The sequence below is a fragment of the Photobacterium sp. R1 genome (assembly GCF_054600795.1).
This window is the reverse complement of the sequence record NZ_BAAHZP010000006.1, coordinates 126,443-143,331: the sequence shown is the minus strand read 5'-3', so window position 1 is coordinate 143,331 and position 16,889 is coordinate 126,443. Positions and strand designations below refer to the sequence as shown.

The 16,889-nt window shown below is 52.2% G+C and carries 17 protein-coding genes; 12 read left to right on the top strand and 5 right to left on the bottom strand.

Annotated features, from left to right (window positions below):
- Positions 1-98: 98 nt before the first annotated feature.
- The gene (sohB, locus tag ACYP03_RS11960) at positions 99-1,160 is read right to left on the bottom strand and encodes a protease SohB (protein WP_459780030.1); all 1,062 of its coding nucleotides are present in this window, start codon (positions 1,158-1,160) and stop codon (positions 99-101) included.
- Positions 1,161-1,337: 177 nt separating this feature from the next.
- On the opposite strand from sohB, the gene ACYP03_RS11955 reads away from it, so the two are divergent.
- Complete coding sequence (locus ACYP03_RS11955; protein WP_459780028.1) at positions 1,338-2,081, top strand: YciK family oxidoreductase; 744 nt, start codon at positions 1,338-1,340, stop codon at positions 2,079-2,081.
- 85 nt (positions 2,082-2,166) lie between these two features.
- Here the strand turns inward: ACYP03_RS11955 and rluB are convergent, their stop codons facing one another.
- The 3 genes from rluB to rnm form a co-directional block, all read right to left on the bottom strand.
- The gene (gene rluB, locus ACYP03_RS11950; protein ID WP_459780027.1) at positions 2,167-3,171 is read right to left on the bottom strand and encodes a 23S rRNA pseudouridine(2605) synthase RluB; all 1,005 of its coding nucleotides are present in this window, start codon (positions 3,169-3,171) and stop codon (positions 2,167-2,169) included.
- Between the two features lie 255 nt (positions 3,172-3,426).
- A complete protein-coding gene (locus tag ACYP03_RS11945) occupies positions 3,427-4,047 on the bottom strand; it encodes an L-threonylcarbamoyladenylate synthase (RefSeq protein WP_248141684.1) in 621 nt (206 codons plus the stop codon).
- Between the two features lie 49 nt (positions 4,048-4,096).
- Entirely contained in the window at positions 4,097-4,933 is an 837-nt protein-coding gene (rnm, locus tag ACYP03_RS11940) for an RNase RNM (protein ID WP_459780024.1), read from the bottom strand.
- 264 nt (positions 4,934-5,197) lie between these two features.
- Between rnm and ACYP03_RS11935 the strand changes: the two genes are divergently transcribed.
- From ACYP03_RS11935 to gspS2, 11 genes are all read left to right on the top strand, one after another.
- Entirely contained in the window at positions 5,198-6,211 is a 1,014-nt protein-coding gene (locus ACYP03_RS11935) for a bifunctional 3-deoxy-7-phosphoheptulonate synthase/chorismate mutase (RefSeq protein WP_248140771.1), read from the top strand.
- Positions 6,208-7,776 carry an anthranilate synthase component 1 gene (locus tag ACYP03_RS11930; protein ID WP_459780021.1) on the top strand — a complete coding sequence of 523 codons (1,569 nt, stop codon included), beginning with the start codon at positions 6,208-6,210 and terminating at the stop codon, positions 7,774-7,776. Before ACYP03_RS11935 ends, ACYP03_RS11930 begins: the two co-directional genes overlap by 4 nt.
- Before the next feature lie 10 nt (positions 7,777-7,786).
- A complete protein-coding gene (locus tag ACYP03_RS11925; protein WP_459780019.1) occupies positions 7,787-8,401 on the top strand; it encodes an aminodeoxychorismate/anthranilate synthase component II in 615 nt (204 codons plus the stop codon).
- A gap of 18 nt (positions 8,402-8,419) precedes the next feature.
- The gene (trpD, locus tag ACYP03_RS11920; RefSeq protein WP_459780017.1) at positions 8,420-9,430 is read left to right on the top strand and encodes an anthranilate phosphoribosyltransferase; all 1,011 of its coding nucleotides are present in this window, start codon (positions 8,420-8,422) and stop codon (positions 9,428-9,430) included.
- A gap of 2 nt (positions 9,431-9,432) precedes the next feature.
- A complete protein-coding gene (trpCF, locus tag ACYP03_RS11915; protein WP_459780016.1) occupies positions 9,433-10,803 on the top strand; it encodes a bifunctional indole-3-glycerol-phosphate synthase TrpC/phosphoribosylanthranilate isomerase TrpF in 1,371 nt (456 codons plus the stop codon).
- Between the two features lie 77 nt (positions 10,804-10,880).
- Entirely contained in the window at positions 10,881-12,071 is a 1,191-nt protein-coding gene (trpB, locus tag ACYP03_RS11910) for a tryptophan synthase subunit beta (RefSeq protein ID WP_459780015.1), read from the top strand.
- Positions 12,071-12,877: a tryptophan synthase subunit alpha gene (gene trpA / locus ACYP03_RS11905; RefSeq protein ID WP_459780013.1), complete on the top strand. Its 807-nt coding sequence runs from the start codon at positions 12,071-12,073 to the stop codon at positions 12,875-12,877. Before trpB ends, trpA begins: the two co-directional genes overlap by 1 nt.
- A gap of 249 nt (positions 12,878-13,126) precedes the next feature.
- Entirely contained in the window at positions 13,127-14,431 is a 1,305-nt protein-coding gene (locus tag ACYP03_RS11900) for a dicarboxylate/amino acid:cation symporter (RefSeq protein WP_256549382.1), read from the top strand.
- Between the two features lie 182 nt (positions 14,432-14,613).
- Complete coding sequence (yciA, locus tag ACYP03_RS11895) at positions 14,614-15,012, top strand: acyl-CoA thioester hydrolase YciA (protein ID WP_248141686.1); 399 nt, start codon at positions 14,614-14,616, stop codon at positions 15,010-15,012.
- 86 nt (positions 15,013-15,098) lie between these two features.
- Positions 15,099-15,401, top strand: a complete 303-nt coding sequence (locus ACYP03_RS11890) for a YciI family protein (RefSeq protein WP_459780010.1) — start codon at positions 15,099-15,101, stop codon at positions 15,399-15,401.
- 3 nt (positions 15,402-15,404) lie between these two features.
- Positions 15,405-15,818, top strand: coding sequence for a type II secretion system pilot lipoprotein GspS-beta (gene gspS2, locus ACYP03_RS11885; RefSeq protein WP_459780008.1), 414 nt, complete (start codon positions 15,405-15,407; stop codon positions 15,816-15,818).
- Between the two features lie 49 nt (positions 15,819-15,867).
- Here gspS2 and ACYP03_RS11880 read toward each other — a convergent pair whose 3' ends face one another.
- Positions 15,868-16,848, bottom strand: a complete 981-nt coding sequence (locus ACYP03_RS11880; protein ID WP_248140788.1) for a class I SAM-dependent methyltransferase — start codon at positions 16,846-16,848, stop codon at positions 15,868-15,870.
- Positions 16,849-16,889 lie beyond the last annotated feature (41 nt).

The following is a 16,889-nucleotide window of genomic DNA, read 5'->3' as shown; positions in this document are numbered from 1 at the left end:
AAGAAATAAAAAATAAATATCGGTAAAAACAGCTGTCAGTCACACTGAAAATATATGGAGATAACCCGCATTACTGCGGGTTATCTGTTTCATCAGGCTTACATAATCGGCCGCTGACCGCGACCAATCCATTTCAGTAGCAAACTGTCAGCAGCTTCACTGCCGGCACCTGCCAGACGCTCTGCCAGCTTTTTACGCTGAACATAGCGCACTTGCAGGACTTCACGCTCTTTGCAGGCCGCCATGATGTAGTCATCACTGGTGCCAATCTGATCAACCAGACCCAGCGCAAACGCCTGTTTTCCGAACCAATGTTCTCCGGTTGCCACTTTTTCCAAATCCAATGACGGCCGATGTTCGGCAATAAAGTCTTTGAACAGGCCATGCGTTTCTTCGATTTCACTCTGAAACTTCTCGCGCGCCTTATCCGTATTTTCACCAAACATCGTCAGCGTTCGTTTAAACTCACCTGCCGTGATCTGTTCAAATTCAATATCGTTTTTTTTCAACACTTTACTAAAGTTCGGCAGTTGTGCGATCACACCAATTGAACCAACCACAGCAAACGGTGCGGAGATGATCTGATCCGCCACACAAGCCATCATGTAGCCACCGCTGGCAGCAACTTTATCGACAGCAATCGTGAGCTTCACCCCCGCCTGTTTCAGGCGATCAAGCTGTGAAGATGCCAGACCATAGCCGTGCACCATTCCACCGCCGGTTTCCAGACGCAGCAAGACTTCATCACCTTCCGCAGCTACAGCCAGAATCGCTGAAATTTCTTCACGCAAACCCGCCACTTCTTTCGCATCAATACTGCCGTGGAAATCCAGCACAAAGAGCCTCGGCTCACGGGCAGTTGAAAGTTCGCCGGATTTTGCAGCCGTTTTGATTTCATTCTGACGCGCTTTGTTTTTTTCCTTTTCTGCTTTTTTCTCAGCTTTTTCACGAGCTTTCAGCAGTGGTTTATCGAACAGATGAGACTCCAGATGGTGGATCGTCTCTTTGTACTGCTCAGTCAAATCGTTCACTTCGAGTGAACCTTTACGCGCTCCGTGACGACCGCCTGTGCTTTTAACAATGACCAGGATGCTTACAATCGCTACGACCACCGTCGCGATCTTGGCCAGAAAAAGACCGTAATCAAACAAAAAATCCAAGAGAAATTCCTCATATTCTGGTTTTGTTTCATTGTAATACCAATCCAATCAAGCCTCTAGGGGCTATTCACATCAATCTCTTCGAGCTACCCTATGCTTTTTTGTCTTCAGGTTGTCACTCTGACAGTGATGCGCCTACAATAGCGGCACAAAATGCCCGACTTAGAAGGAAATCAAGTGAATTATCAAACTGCGGCTGACTCTCTGAAAAATCGTATCATTCTGGTGACTGGTGCCGGTGATGGTATTGGCCGTCAGGCTGCGATCAGTTATGCAGCTCATGGCGCTACCGTCATTCTGCTGGGCCGGACTGTCGCCAAACTTGAAGCCGTTTATGATGAAATTGAAGCGCTGGGTTATCCTCAAGCGGCCATCATTCCTCTGGACATGAAAGGCGCGACCAAACAAAACTACGTGGATATGGCTGATACCATCAAGGATCAGTTTGGCCGTCTTGACGGCGTACTGCACAACGCCAGCCTGCTGGGCGTTTTGAGCCCGTTTGATCAACTGGGTGAAGACACTTACGACGACGTGATGCAAGTCAACGTGAAAGCACAGTTTCTGCTGACTCAGGCCATCATGCCACTGCTTAAAAATTCAGAAGATGGCCGCATCATCTTTACGACCTCTACCGTCGGCCATGTCGGCCGTGCATTCTGGGGCGCTTACTCGATTTCTAAGTTTGCCACGGAAGGGATGATGCAGATTGTGGCTGAAGAGCTCAGTAATACCAATGTCCGTGTCAACGCAATTAATCCGGGTGGTACCCGTACCGGTATGCGTGCCAAAGCCTTCCCGGGTGAAGACCCGAAAACGCTGAAAACACCGGCGGATATCATGCCGCTGTATCTGTACCTGATGGGACCGGAAAGCCGGGATGTCAACGGCCAGTGCATTGACGCACAGCCTAAAGACTGAATCCAGTTTCCAGCACGAACAAAAAAGCAGATGCAAAAAAGCCGACCCTTAGGCCGGCTTTTTTCATATTTCTGAACCACTTACCTTACTTACGGGTACGTGGTTTTGCAGGTTTGTTTTTCAACGGATTTCGGCGATTCGCCGCGTTGCCGGTTGGCTTTCGCTTTTGACCAGCCGGACGCTCAGAAACTTCCGCAGCCTGGTTACGCGTTGAAGTCCGGCGACTATCACGACGGCGGCCACGTGATTCATCATTCACGCGCTCTTCATGACGACGGACAGCACGACGGATCTTACGAACCCCTTTCTTACGCTTCTGGCCTTCAACTGTCAGATGAGTCTGGGTCTCTGGCGACAGCTCAACAACATTTCGCAGATAGTTCACTTCCTGGAGCTCCAGCTCCATCCAGCCGCCGCGCGGCAAATCTTTGGTCAGGAAGATATCACCATAACGAACACGCTTCAGACGGCTGACCGTCACGCCCTGAGAATCCCACAGACGACGGACTTCACGATTACGACCTTCAGTGATCACTACGTAAAAGGTGTGGTTCATTCCCTCACCACCGGTATAAACCACGTCTTCAAAACGGGCCATGCCATCTTCCAGCTCAACACCGTTGACCAGGTTTCTCACCATCTGCTCGGTGACTTCCCCGAATACACGCACCATGTATTCACGCTCAACACAACGGCTTGGGTGCATCAGGCGGTTTGCAAGTTCGCCATCCGTTGTAAAAAGAAGCAGGCCTGATGTATTCGCATCCAAACGACCGACGGAGACCCAGCGGCCTTCCTTAAGACGAGGCAGGCGATCAAATACCGTTCTCCGTCCTTCCGGATCATGTCGGGTACACAGCTCACCTTCAGGTTTGTTATAAGCAAGCACGCGGCACACTTCTTCAGAAGGCTTGACCAGCTCCACTTTATGGCCGTCAATACAGACCAGCGCATCCAGATTTTCCAGGCGATCACCCAGCTGAGCGACTTTCCCGTCAATGCTGACACGCCTTTCCTGAATCATTAGCTCCACTTCACGACGTGAGCCATGGCCGGAACGTGCAAGAATCTTCTGTATTTTTTCACTCATCAGACAAACCTTTGTCGCCTTCACAGGCGTCGAAACATTCTAAAAACATCGTCGTACCTCTGATACAGCCCGTCCAGAAAGTACGAGATACCCGCCATTTATCTCTAATGAGATAAAGGCGTCAATCCTTAAATAAGACAGCCGGGAATTATGCCAAACTCTTCGGTTTGATACCACTGAAAAAGCAGGGTGAGCAGGATTGTTTCCGCCTGCGCTTCCCTGCATTTCAAACCCGATCAGCGCCTCAGTGAGGGCTTATTCAAACGGGGTAATATCCCCTGCCCCTTGCCGGACGATTTCAATCGTGTCGTTACTGAAGTCCACAACTGTGGTGGGCTGCTCACCCAGAACACCGCCATGAATAATCAAATCAACCGCATGAGCCAGATCGTCCCGGATATATTCCGGATCGGATTCAGCCGTTTCTTTTCCGGGCAGAATCAGGCTGGTTGACATCATCGGCTCACCCAAAGCTTCAAGCAAAGCCAGCGCCACTTCATTATCAGGCACACGGATGCCAATGGTCTTCCGCTTTGGATTCATCAAACGACGCGGCACTTCCTTGGTTCCTTTGAAGATAAAGGTGTAAGCACCGGGCGTGTTATTCCGCAGCAGACGATACGCATCATTTTCTACCCGTGCATACAAAGACAGCTCTGACAAATCCCGGCACAGCAGGGTAAAATTATGCTTCTCATCCAGTTTACGAATCCGGCAGATACGCTCCAGCGCCTGCTTGTTCGACAACTGGCACCCCAGCGCGTATCCCGAGTCAGTCGGATACACAATGACTCCGCCGTTTCGGATAATCGCCACCGCCTGACTGATCAGTCTGGCCTGAGGATTATCCGGATGAATATAGAAAAATTGACTCATCATTCCTCCTGGCCTGTACCCGCTTCAGGGCACAGGCGTACATCATAACTTACTCCAAACCCCAGTCCTGCCAGACGGGTACCGAGACTTTTGGTAACCAAAGATTCCGGCCCAGCTCTGTCCAGGGGGACGGATAGTGAAAATCAGACCCTTGAGACGACAACAGACCAAACTGCTGAGCATAGTCGGCCAGATTGCGCCGTTCCTGCTGTGCCTGCTGAGGTTGCGCGACTTCCATCGCATCCCCCCCCGCTCCGACAAAGACGGTCAGCAGACGTTTCAGCCATTTGGCTGTCATGTTATACCGTCCCGGATGCGCCAGGACTGCCTGTCCGCCCGCTTCATGAATAACACTGACAGCTTCAGCAATACTGCACCAGTTCGGTGGCACATAACCCGGATTGCCCCGCGTCAGATATTTTTTGAATACCGCCTGCATGGTTTTGGCGTGCCCGTTTTCGACCAGCCATTTGGCAAAGTGAGCACGGGTTAATGTTGCTTCACCCGCTATCGCCTTTGCTCCGGCATACGCACCAAAAATTTTGTTTTTTTCCAGCCGCTCTCCCATCAGTACGGCACGGGCTTCACGTCGTTCAGCCTGAGCTGTAATCAAACGGGTGAGCGCCGGGCTTTCCGGATCGATGTTTAAACCGACAATGTGAATATCAAAATTATTCCAGACTGTCGATATTTCAATACCTTTGACCAGTTTTAAGGCCAGATTTTGCCCATCGATTGCCTGCTGGGCAGCATCCAGTCCGGCGATCGTATCGTGATCCGTAATCGCAAGTACATCGACCCGGAATTCAGCGGCCCGCTGAACGAGTTCTGCCGGAGCTAACCGGCCATCAGAGGCCGTGGTATGACTGTGAAGATCAAACAACATAAAAAGAAAGTCTTGACATAATACTCTTGAACTAGTTTACTAGTACGTAATTACCCAACAACGTATGACTCAGGTTCTGTTTATGTTACAGCAAAAACAACATCATCTTCGCGCTTTCTTCACCTGGTGGTGGCACAACCTATAACGGGTCGTGAGTTTTGCTGTGCCAGCCGCACAGAGCCATGAACCCGCCGACTGCGGGTTTTTTTGTACCTGACCATTGAAAACAAACAATTTCCACATTTGGCTAGCAAGGACAACAACATGATTATCGTACTGAAACCAAACGCAACTGAAGCTCAGGCAAAAGATATTCTGACCCGTATCGAACAAGCTGGTCTGAAACCCCTGTATATGCCTGGTGTAGAACGTATTGTCCTGGGCGCACTGGGTGATGAGCGTGTACTGCAAAAACTCAACTTAGATGCCAACCCTTGTGTGGAAAATATCAAACCGATTCTGACCAAATACAAAATGGTCAGCCGTGAAGTCCAGGCCCATGACACCGTTGTCCGGTTTGGGAATGCGGCTGTTGGTGGCAACAAATTCGCGGTCATCGCCGGACCTTGCTCGGTGGAATCAGAACAACAGCTGCTGTCCGTTGCCGAAGTGGTCAAACAACACGGTGCGGTTGCGCTCCGTGGCGGTGCTTACAAGCCTCGCACCAGCCCGTATGACTTCCAGGGCATGGGGATCGAAGGTCTGAAACTGCTGAAACAGGCCAGTGAGATGCTGAACATGCCGACTGTTTCCGAAGTCATGGAAGTGGGTCAGATGGAAGCAATGTGTGAATACATCGACTGCCTGCAAATCGGCGCTCGCAACATGCAAAACTATGCTTTGCTTAAAGCAGTGGGTGAGAGCAAAAAGCCCGTGCTGCTCAAGCGTGGCCTGTCTGCCACCATTGAAGAGCTGCTGCTGGCGGCGGAATACATCTATGATGCCGGCAACCCAAACATCATCCTGTGCGAGCGTGGTATCCGCACATTCGAAACGGCTACCCGTAACACGCTTGATCTGAACGCTGTTGCCTTCCTGAAACAGAAAACCCACCTGCCGGTTGTGGTCGACCCAAGCCATGGAACCGGTGTCCGTGAGCTGGTGATTCCGCTATCCCGTGCCGCTGCGGCTGTCGGTGCGGACGGCATTATCGTTGAATCTCACCTCAAGCCGAGCGAAGCCCTGTCTGACGGCCATCAGGCACTGACCGGACCGATGTTCCAGCAACTGATGCAGGAACTGAAACCCTTTGTTGAAGCTGCAGGTAAAACATTATGAAAACAACGCCTTTAGCTGTCGGTGAACTGGACGTCCTGAGTCTGGACGTCCCTTACGTCTCGGAGCCCACCGAACTGTATTACGCCATCTGTGGCAATCGTCCGCATAATTTGCTGCTGGAGTCCGCAGAAATTGATTCCAAGGAAGATTTAAAAAGCCTGATGCTGATCGACGCGGCAGTCCGCATCGTCTGCCGTGGCCGCGAAGTCCGCCTGGAAGCACTGACAGATAATGGCCTGAACGTGCTTCAGGCAGTTGAAGCACAACTCCCTGCCAATGTGTCGCTGACCTCAGACAGCAACGCACTGATCCTGACTTTTGAAGAAAGCGGCAGAGCTATGGATGAAGACAGCCGCCTGCGTCAGTCTTCACCGTTTGATGCACTGCGTCTGATCCAGCAGATTTTCCATCGTCCGGGACAAGCACGTGAGGCCTTATTCCTTGGCGGACTGTTTGCCTACGACCTGGTCGCCAGCTTCGAACACCTGCCGGGTGTTGAACAAGGAAACCGCTGTCCGGACTATCTGTTCTATGTCGCTGAAACCCTGCTGGTTATTGACCACCAGCGCCGCAAAGGCACGCTTCAGGCCACCTTATTTGGCGGTGACTACTGCACCACCAGCTATTACGAGCTGAGCCGTCGTCTGCAACATATCAAAGAAGTCTGCCTGGAACCTGTGGCGCTGCCTGCTGCTCAGCTGCTGGACCGCTGTGAACCGGAAGTCAGCATCAGCGATGAAGATTTCTGCACGACAGTCGAGCAGTTGAAAGAGTTTGTCGTCAGTGGCGATGTCTTTCAGGTTGTTCCTTCGCGTCAGTTCAAAATGCCGTGCCCTTCTCCGCTCAATGCCTATAAGGCTCTGAAAATCGGGAACCCAAGTCCGTACATGTTCTATCTGCAGGATGCTGATTTCACCCTGTTCGGTGCCTCCCCGGAAAGTGCGCTGAAGTACTGTACGGACAGCAATCAGGTTGAAATCTACCCAATTGCCGGCACCCGCCCGCGCGGCAAAAAAGCCGACGGCAGCATCGATCTGGATTTAGACGGCCGGATTGAGCTTGAGCTGCGCTGTGACAAAAAAGAAAACGCCGAGCACATGATGCTGGTCGATCTGGCCCGCAATGACGTCGCCCGTATCAGCCAGCCCGGCACCCGCTACGTTGCAGACCTACTGAAAGTCGACCGTTACAGTCACGTGATGCATCTGGTCTCCCGGGTCGTCGGACAATTACGCGGTGAACTGGATGCCCTGCACGCTTATCAGGCGTGTATGAATATGGGCACACTGACCGGCGCACCGAAAATCCGTGCCATGCAGCTGATCCGTGATGTTGAACAACAGCGCCGGGGCAGCTACGGCGGTGCCGTCGGCTACCTGACCGGTCAGGGCGACATGGACACCTGCATTGTGATCCGTTCTGCCTACGTTGAAGACGGTTTTGCAACGGTTCAGGCCGGTGCCGGCGTGGTTTACGACTCGGTGCCTCAGGCCGAGGCAGATGAAACCCGCAGCAAAGCCCAGGCCGTTATTACGGCAATCCGCCAAGCCCACAGTGTGTCATAAGGAGCCGAACATGACTCAACCACAAGTAGATATCGTCCTGCTGGATAACTTCGACTCCTTTACTTACAACCTGGTCGATCAGTTCCGAGCCATGGGTTACCCGGTCACGATTTTCCGCAACAGCCTGAGCGCAGCGCAGGTCGAACAAGCGCTGAGCGAAAAGCGCAATCCGGTGCTGGTCCTTTCTCCGGGCCCGGGTGCGCCGTCAGAAGCGGGGTGTATGCCAGCGCTGATCAAGCGGGTCGCAGGCAACGTGCCAATGATAGGCATTTGTCTGGGACATCAGGCGATCGTCGAAGCTTACGGCGGTAAAGTCGAAGGTGCCGGTGACATCGTTCATGGTAAAGCCGCACAGATGTACCACGGCCAGCATGCGGTGTTCGGGCAGTTACCCAGCCCGCTGACCATTGCCCGTTATCACTCTCTGGTCGCAACTCAGGTCCCGGAAACGCTGAACGTTATCGCTGAGGTAGATGGCTTGGTAATGGCTGTCACCCATGAACAGGACAAAGTATGCGGATTTCAGTTTCACCCTGAGTCCATCCTGACTGCACAAGGCGCCCAGCTGCTGGCAAACACCCTTCACTGGGTCACGACCCCATCCGCCACTGTACCGAATTTTTAAGCTATGGGAGACGCTCAGATGAACAGCACTATTTACCCAATCACCGAAAAACTGTACGACCAGCAAACACTGACCAAAAATGAAAGTCAGACCTTATTCGATGCCATCATCAAAGGTGACGTTGAACCTGCGATGCTGGCTGCTATTCTGACGGCTCTGAAAATCAAAGGGGAAACCCCGGATGAGATTGCTGGTGCCGCGACCGCGATGCTGGCTAATGCCGCGCACTTCCCGCGCCCGGATTACGACTTTGCCGATATCGTCGGCACCGGCGGAGATGGTGCAAACACAATCAACATTTCGACCACATCGGCCTTTGTTGCCGCCGCGTGCGGTGTCAAAATCGCGAAACACGGCAATCGTGGCGTCTCGAGCAAATCCGGTTCTTCTGATCTGCTGGATAAATTTGGTATCAATCTGGCAATGAGCGCCCATGAAGCCCGCGCGGCTCTGGACGAACAAGGCGTCTGTTTCCTGTTCGCGCCTCAATATCATAGCGGTGTCCGCCATGCGATGCCTGCCCGCCAGGCGATGAAAACCCGGACCATTTTCAACCTGCTGGGCCCACTGATTAATCCGGCCCGCCCGACCATTGAACTCATGGGTGTTTATGATGCAGCACTGGTCCGCCCGATTGCCGAAACCATGATTGCCCTGGGTATGAAACGTGCAGCGGTCGTCCATGGCAGCGGATTGGACGAAGTCGCCATTCACGGCCCGACGTTGGTGGCAGAAATCATCAACGGTGATATTCGCGAATATACGGTCACGCCGGAAGATTTTGGCTTGCAAACCCATCCGTTAGATGCGATTAAAGGGGGAGACCCTGAAGAAAACCGTGCCATTATCAAAAACATCCTGACAGGAAAAGGCACAGTCGCACAGCAAGACGCTGTTGCCGTCAATGTTGCACTGCTGCTTCGCTTGTTTGGTCAGGAAGATCTCAAAGTGAATGCCCAGCAGGCAATTGAAGTCATGCAATCCGGCAAAGCCTACCAGCTGGTAGAGCAACTGGCCGCACGAGGTTAAGAATGGAAACTGTACTCGCCAAAATCGTCGCCGATAAAAAAATCTGGGTGGAAGCACGCAAGGCGACACAGCCACTGGAAAATTTTATTGCAGATGTAACCCCGAGTGACCGGGATTTTTATCAGGCACTGACCGGAGAAGGCGCAGCATTCATTCTGGAATGTAAGAAAGCCTCCCCTTCAAAAGGGCTAATCCGGAAAGATTTCGATCTGGACCATATCGCCCGGGTGTACAGCCGCTATGCCAGCGCAATTTCCGTCCTGACTGACGAGAAATATTTTCAGGGGAATTTTGATTTCCTGCCGCAGGTCCGCCAGCACGTGACACAACCTGTACTCTGCAAGGACTTCATGATTGACCCTTATCAGGTGTATCTGGCCCGCTATTATCAGGCTGACGCCATCCTGCTGATGCTGTCGGTCCTGAACGATGATGAATACCGAGAACTGGCCACCCTGGCTGAGCAGCTGAATCTGGGCATTCTGACCGAAGTCAGTAATGAAGAAGAACTGGAACGCGCCATTGCACTGAACGCCAAGGTCGTCGGCATCAATAACCGCAATTTGCGTGATCTCAGCATTGACCTGAACCGGACCAAACAACTGGCGCCACGACTGCCTGAAGATACGCTGGTGATTTCAGAATCCGGAATTTATACCAACCAGCAGATACGCGACTTATCACAATTCGCCAATGGATTCCTGATTGGCAGCTCACTGATGAGTGAAGCGAATCTGGAACTGGCCGTACGCAGTGTTCTGTTTGGAGAACACAAAGTCTGTGGCCTGACCCACCCGGACGATGCCTGTGCGGCATACCAGAGCGGTGCCGTGTACGGCGGCCTGATTTTCGTTGAGGACTCACCCCGCGCCGTTGACCAAGAGCTGGCAAGACTGGTGATGAGCGGCGCGCCACTCAAGTACGTCGGGGTATTCCGCAATGCCGATGTCGATGCCGTCGCCAAACACGCTCATGCTTTAAAGCTGGCCGCAGTTCAACTACATGGCAACGAGTCACCTGAATACATCGAGACACTCAAGCCTCAGTTGCCTGAAGATTGTGAAATCTGGAAAGCTCATGGAGTCAGCGATGTACTGCCGGACTTATCGGCCTGGCCGGCTGACCGGCATTTACTGGATACTCAGGTTGGTCAGCAAAGCGGCGGCACGGGTCAGCAATTTGACTGGTCGCTGTTAGACCAGTGCGACGCAAAAGAACGCATTATGCTTGCCGGCGGACTCGGACCGGATAACGCCAGAGAAGCCGTCAGCAAAGGCTGCCGCGGCCTTGATTTTAACTCTGGCGTGGAAAGCAAACCCGGCAAAAAAGACAGACAAAAATTACTCTCGGTGTTCAAAGCACTGAAGCCTTAAAGACTGAATCGGCTGTCACCGACAGCGATCAATTCAGACACCGAGAACGATCAGGACAGGAATAGGACAGCACACACATGAGCAAACTCGACCCGTATTTTGGTGAATTTGGCGGCCAGTTCGTGCCGCAGATTCTGGTCCCTGCACTGGACCAATTAGAAGAAGCCTTTATTGATGCACAGAAAGACCCTGCCTTTGAGCAGGAGTTTCTTACCCTGCTCAAAGAGTATGCCGGTCGTCCGACCGCACTGACACTGTGCCAGAATCTGACCAAAGGCACCAAAACCAAGCTTTATCTGAAACGTGAAGATCTGCTGCACGGCGGCGCGCATAAAACCAATCAGGTACTGGGACAAGCCCTGCTGGCCAAACGCATGGGCAAAAAAGAAATCATCGCTGAAACCGGGGCCGGCCAGCACGGTGTTGCAACAGCGCTGGCCTGCGCCCTGCTGGGCCTGAAATGCCGTGTTTACATGGGTGCCAAAGACGTTGAGCGCCAAAGCCCGAATGTCTTTCGCATGAAACTGATGGGCGCTGAAGTGATTCCGGTGCATTCCGGCTCTGCGACTCTCAAAGATGCCTGTAATGAGGCCATGCGTGACTGGTCTGCCACTTATGATAAAGCGCATTATCTGCTGGGCACAGCCGCCGGCCCGCACCCGTTCCCGACCATTGTGCGTGAATTCCAGCGCATTATCGGGGAAGAAACCAAAGCACAGATCCTGGAAAAAGAAGGCCGCCTGCCAGATGCCGTGATCGCCTGTGTGGGCGGGGGATCCAATGCCATTGGGATGTTTGCCGACTTCATTGAGGAAACCAGTGTCAAACTGATTGGTGTGGAACCTGCGGGGAAAGGTCTGGACACCCATATGCATGGTGCGCCGCTAAAACACGGCAAACTGGGCATTTTCTTCGGCATGAAAGCACCGCTGATGCAGGATGAACATGGTCAGGTGGAAGAGTCATACTCAATCTCTGCCGGTCTCGACTTCCCGTCCGTCGGTCCTCAGCATGCCTATCTGAATGCGACCGGTCGCGCGGAATACGGTTCGGTCACTGATGACGAAGCCCTGGATGCCTTCCAGGCGCTCGCACGCAACGAAGGCATTATTCCGGCACTGGAATCGGCCCATGCACTGGCCTATGCGCTCAAACTGATCGAAGAGGCTCCTGAAAAAGAACAACTGCTGGTGGTGAACCTCTCCGGCCGGGGCGATAAAGACATCTTCACTGTACATAAAATTCTGGATGAAAAGGGAGCGCTGTAATGGACCGTTATCAAGCTTTATTCAGCCGTTTAGCGGCCAAACAGGAAGGCGCGTTTGTTCCTTTCGTGGCGCTGGGCGACCCGACTCCTGAACTGTCTCTGCAGATTATTGATACGCTGGTTGAGTCCGGAGCGGACGCGCTGGAGCTGGGCATTCCGTTTTCCGACCCGCTTGCCGACGGTCCGACCATTCAGGGAGCGACCATTCGTGCGCTTGATGCCGGCACCACGCCGGATGTCTGTTTCGACATGCTGAAAAAAGTCCGGGCCAAATATCCGGAACTGCCCATCGGGCTGCTGATGTATGCCAACCTGGTCTTTGCTGGTGGCATCGAACACTTCTATCAGCGTTGTCAGGCGGCTGGCGTCGACTCGGTACTTGTCGCGGATGTGCCTGTCGGAGAATCCGCTGAGTTCAGGGCTGCAGCGGAAAAATACGGGATCCACCCTATTTTCATTGCACCGCCAAATGCAAATGAAAGCACACTGAAAACCGTGGCTGAGTTCGGCGGTGGCTATACCTATTTGCTGTCTCGTGCCGGTGTGACCGGTGCGGAAACCAAAGCAGGAATGCCGGTAGACCATTTGCTTGCCTCACTGGCTCAATTCAATGCGCCACCATCTTTGCTGGGCTTTGGCATCTCCGAACCAACACAGGTCACTGCAGCCATTCAGTCGGGGGCAGCCGGAGCGATTTCGGGCTCAGCCGTGGTGAAAATTATCGAACAGCATCTGGACAACCCTTCAGAAATGCTCAACACACTCGGTCAGTTCATACATCGCATGAAGCAAGCGACGAAACGCTGATTTCGAACTGAACCGAAAATGCCCCGGGGTCGCATGCGTTCCCGGGGCATTTTTTTAACAAGGCATTCACACCCAAGATCAACAAATAATCACCACGGTGCATAGCCATCCACAAGGTTCGGTGAAAATCTGCGCCAATTTATCAACAGAAGTGGAAAGTATCGAAATGCATCATTGATTATCGCATTATTCTGCTGTAAAACCTCACTTCGCAAAATATTGACTCAAAGTCGGTAACATTTACGAAACATAAGACTTTCACAACTTAACAACTTCCAAAATAAGGTATTCAAGGTGCTTAAACGACAAGGACTACTTGGCAACATTGGGGTACAGGTTGTCATCGCCATGTGCTTGGGGGCGCTGGCCGGTGCAGTGATGGGACATTCTGCAAGCATGTTCGCGCCACTGGGTAGCATTTTCATCCACCTGATTAAAATGCTGGTGATCCCGCTGGTTGCGGTTGCCATTATCTCCGGTGCTGCTGGTCTGGGTAACAGTCAGTCTGCCGGTAAGATCGGTCTGATCACGCTGGGCTTCTTTGGCCTGACTTCCGCGGTTGCTGTGGCACTGGCCCTGTTTATGGGTGAAGTGTTCCAGCCGGGTATGGGTGTTGACCTGGCAGGTGTTCAGGGCATGTTTGCCAATACCTATGCTGATAAAGGTGAACTGCCTTCATTCTGGGCAACTATTCTGGGTATGATCCCAACGAACATTTTCCAGTCTCTGAATGAAGCAAACATCCTGCAGATTCTGGTGTTCTGCCTGTTCTTTGGTGTTGCGGTCTCCAAACTGGAGAAAGAACGCCGTGATCCACTGCTGAACGGTGTGAATGCTGTTGTTGACGCCATGGTATGGATGATCAACATTGTGATGAAAATCGCTCCGATTGGTGTATTCGGCCTGATGGCTGATGCAGTCGGTACCTTCGGTTTTGATGCCCTGATGGTGGTCTTCAAACTGTTTGTGGTCTACATCGCCGCGATCCTGGTTTATGGTTTCGTATTCTACCCGCTGATGATCAAGTGCTTCAGCAAAACTTCACCGCTGAAATTCCTGTCAGCGATGAAGAAACCTCAAGCTGTTGCACTGTCGACTGCATCTTCTATGGCAACCCTGCCGGTGACCATGGAAACCTGTGAAGAAGAACTGAACGTCAAGAACAGCACGGCTTCCTTCGTGCTGCCGCTGGGCGCCACCATCAACATGAGCGGTAACGCCATTTACTACGGTCTGGTTGCCATCTTCTTCGCGCAACTGTTCAATATTGAACTTGGTATGAGCGCCTACATCGCGATCATTGTGACCTCAACGCTGGGTGCTGTGGGTCAGGCTGGTGTACCAGGTCCTTCGTTCCTGGTTGTTGCTGTCCTGTTGTCTGCGGGTATTCCGATTGAAGGTCTGCCGCTGCTGTTTGCTCTGGACCGTATCTTCGACATGATCCGTACTGCGCTGAACATCACGGGAGATGCTGCCTGTGCCGTGATTGTCGACAGCCTGGTGGGTGAAGAAAAAGCGAAAGACGCCCCAATGGCGACACAGCAAAAAGCATAAGACTGACGTGCTTTTCTGAATTTCAGGCTGCCGGATCCGGCAGCCTTTTTTATTTCTGCATGACTCATCCAATTTTCGTTCAAACTTCCATCAGATCTGGGTCAGACCAGGTGCATTCTGCTTGCAAGCCAATGCATTATTGATGACCATATAAATACCTGTTCCCAAAAACCTGATTAATGATGAATTCAGAAAATAATGTTCCTCGCGGCCAGTTATTACTGCGCACGCTAGCTATGCCTGCTGATACAAACGCCAATGGCGATATTTTCGGTGGATGGATTATGTCGCAGCTGGATTTAGCCGGCGCAATTCTGGCCAAAGAAATTTCCCACGGCAAAGTCGTGACGGTCTCAGTCGATAATATTGTCTTCAAAGCCCCGGTCGGTGTGGGCGATGTGGTGTGTTGCTACGGTGAATGTAAGCGCATTGGTAATACATCCCTGTCGGTCGCGATGGAAGTCTGGGTAAAACCGGTCGGTAATGACGGCATCGGTGAGCGATACAAGGTCAGCGAAGCAACCTTCAATTATGTTGCGATTGATGCCAACGGCAGACCGCGTCCGATTCAAAAAGGATAAAATATGAGCCCTGACCGCTGGTTGGGGCTTTTTCATTCCGTTATGATAACGGCTGCATTCCACCACAATACAGGGAGACAGAACGCATGTGGTACGTCATTTTTTCTCAAGATGTTGAAAACAGTCTGGAGCGCCGCCTGAGCGTTCGTGAAAAACACCTGGCTCGCCTGAAAGCATTACAAGACGAAGGCCGTCTGCTCGTGGCCGGTCCAATGCCTGCAATCGACAGTGAGAATCCGGGAGAAGCCGGTTTCACAGGCTCAACGGTAATTGCTGAGTTTGATTCACTGGAAGCAGCAAAAAACTGGGCCGACGCAGACCCGTATATTGAAGCCGGCGTTTATGAAAACGTAATTGTCAAACCATTCAAAAAAGTACTGCCGGCCTGAATGATGATTCGAACTTCCCTCAAAACCTGGTTTACTGCTGCTGTGGCTGCAGTCATCCTGACCGGCTGCGCAAAATCGCCGGATGAACTCAATAACGAACTGGCAGAGCGCAGGGCGGCCGTGATTAACGCAAAAGCCCCCTACCCGAAAGTTGGCCAGTACCAGATTATGAAAGCCAAAGCCCATCAGAGCATTGTTGAAATCACAATCCTCTATGGCGGCGGTGGTAAAGTTCCGCCATCTAAGGCCGCACAGGCTGCCGCTGTGAATTTCTGCAACGATCCGGAACTGACCCCCATGGTCAGCGAAGGTCTGGGATACATGATCAGCATTCTGGATATGCGGGGCCGCCCTATGGTTCAGCAGCCAATCAATGAACAGTACTGCAAACAAATCTCAGCTCAGGGAGCGTCGTAAGGCAGCCTCCTGGCAAAAGGGCCGGATAGTGATCCGGCCCTTTTGTTTTTCATTTATGACGTATACTGATGGCGTCACCACGGCTGCATTCATGCTGCCTTGAGAACACCATGACTTTTAAGGCACTGTCATGATCCCGGTCGGCAAACTCCGGCGGGTTATCCAGTCGTTCGATGAAACTCAGCTCCGGCGCTTCCTGTGCCATCCCGTCTATCAGGAACTGAGGCGAAACCGCAGGCGAATTGACACAAGCCAGCACTTTACCCTGCTCACTCAGCATATCCGGTAAACGACGCAAAATTTTGGCGTAGTCCTTCGTCAGAGCAAAGCTTCCCTTCTGAAACGAAGGCGGGTCGATCACAATCAGATCATAGGGACCGGACTTCTTCAGCTTGCCCCACGACTTAAAAATATCGTGTCCCAGAAAACTCACCTGATTTAAATCATGACCATTCAGTCTGTGGTTCTCCCGGCCGCGGCTCAACGCTGCCTTGGCCATATCCAGGTTCACCACATGACTGGCACCACCGGCAATTGCAGCCAAAGAAAAACCACAGGTGTAGGCGAACAGGTTCAGAACCCGCTTGTCATTCGACTGCTCCTGAACCCAGCGTCGACCATATCGCATATCGAGGAACAAGCCATTGTTTTGCTTCTGGCCCAGATCAAGTTCGAAGCGAAGTCCGTTTTCGCTGATTTGCTGAAACGTTTTCAGCTCTCCCCAGATGACCTCCATCGGCGAACCCGGTCTGTCTCTATGCTGCAGGAGCAATGAACTGGCACCAGACAGCTGCCAAACCTGCGATTGCGCCAGCGCCTGCAGTTCATTGTTCAGTGCATCAAGAAATGCGGTATCCGGTTCTTTGAATAACGAGACCAGTACCTGACCGCCCAGCCAGTCAACCGTCAGTTGCTCCAGTCCTTCCCAGCAACGTCCCCGGCCGTGAAATAAACGGCGGGCTTCTTCCGGCGGTGACGCCAGTTGAGTCCGCAGGTGTTGAAAAAATTGGGAGAGAGCAGAAGCGTCCATGAATCACCGTACAAAGAAAAATGAAAAAAGATTAAATATCA

What these genes read in the sequence shown, in the direction of transcription:
- rluB (WP_459780027.1), bottom strand. Translation starts at nt 3,171, where the DNA reads ATGAGTGAAAAAATACAGAAGATTCTTGCACGTTCCGGCCATGGCTCA.
- ACYP03_RS11945 (WP_248141684.1), bottom strand. Translation starts at nt 4,047, where the DNA reads ATGAGTCAATTTTTCTATATTCATCCGGATAATCCTCAGGCCAGACTG.
- rnm (WP_459780024.1), bottom strand. Translation starts at nt 4,933, where the DNA reads ATGTTGTTTGATCTTCACAGTCATACCACGGCCTCTGATGGCCGGTTA.
- ACYP03_RS11935 (WP_248140771.1), top strand. Translation starts at nt 5,198, where the DNA reads ATGATTATCGTACTGAAACCAAACGCAACTGAAGCTCAGGCAAAAGAT.
- ACYP03_RS11930 (WP_459780021.1), top strand. Translation starts at nt 6,208, where the DNA reads ATGAAAACAACGCCTTTAGCTGTCGGTGAACTGGACGTCCTGAGTCTG.
- ACYP03_RS11925 (WP_459780019.1), top strand. Translation starts at nt 7,787, where the DNA reads ATGACTCAACCACAAGTAGATATCGTCCTGCTGGATAACTTCGACTCC.
- trpD (WP_459780017.1), top strand. Translation starts at nt 8,420, where the DNA reads ATGAACAGCACTATTTACCCAATCACCGAAAAACTGTACGACCAGCAA.
- trpCF (WP_459780016.1), top strand. Translation starts at nt 9,433, where the DNA reads ATGGAAACTGTACTCGCCAAAATCGTCGCCGATAAAAAAATCTGGGTG.
- trpB (WP_459780015.1), top strand. Translation starts at nt 10,881, where the DNA reads ATGAGCAAACTCGACCCGTATTTTGGTGAATTTGGCGGCCAGTTCGTG.
- trpA (WP_459780013.1), top strand. Translation starts at nt 12,071, where the DNA reads ATGGACCGTTATCAAGCTTTATTCAGCCGTTTAGCGGCCAAACAGGAA.
- yciA (WP_248141686.1), top strand. Translation starts at nt 14,614, where the DNA reads ATGAATTCAGAAAATAATGTTCCTCGCGGCCAGTTATTACTGCGCACG.
- ACYP03_RS11890 (WP_459780010.1), top strand. Translation starts at nt 15,099, where the DNA reads ATGTGGTACGTCATTTTTTCTCAAGATGTTGAAAACAGTCTGGAGCGC.
- gspS2 (WP_459780008.1), top strand. Translation starts at nt 15,405, where the DNA reads ATGATTCGAACTTCCCTCAAAACCTGGTTTACTGCTGCTGTGGCTGCA.
- ACYP03_RS11880 (WP_248140788.1), bottom strand. Translation starts at nt 16,848, where the DNA reads ATGGACGCTTCTGCTCTCTCCCAATTTTTTCAACACCTGCGGACTCAA.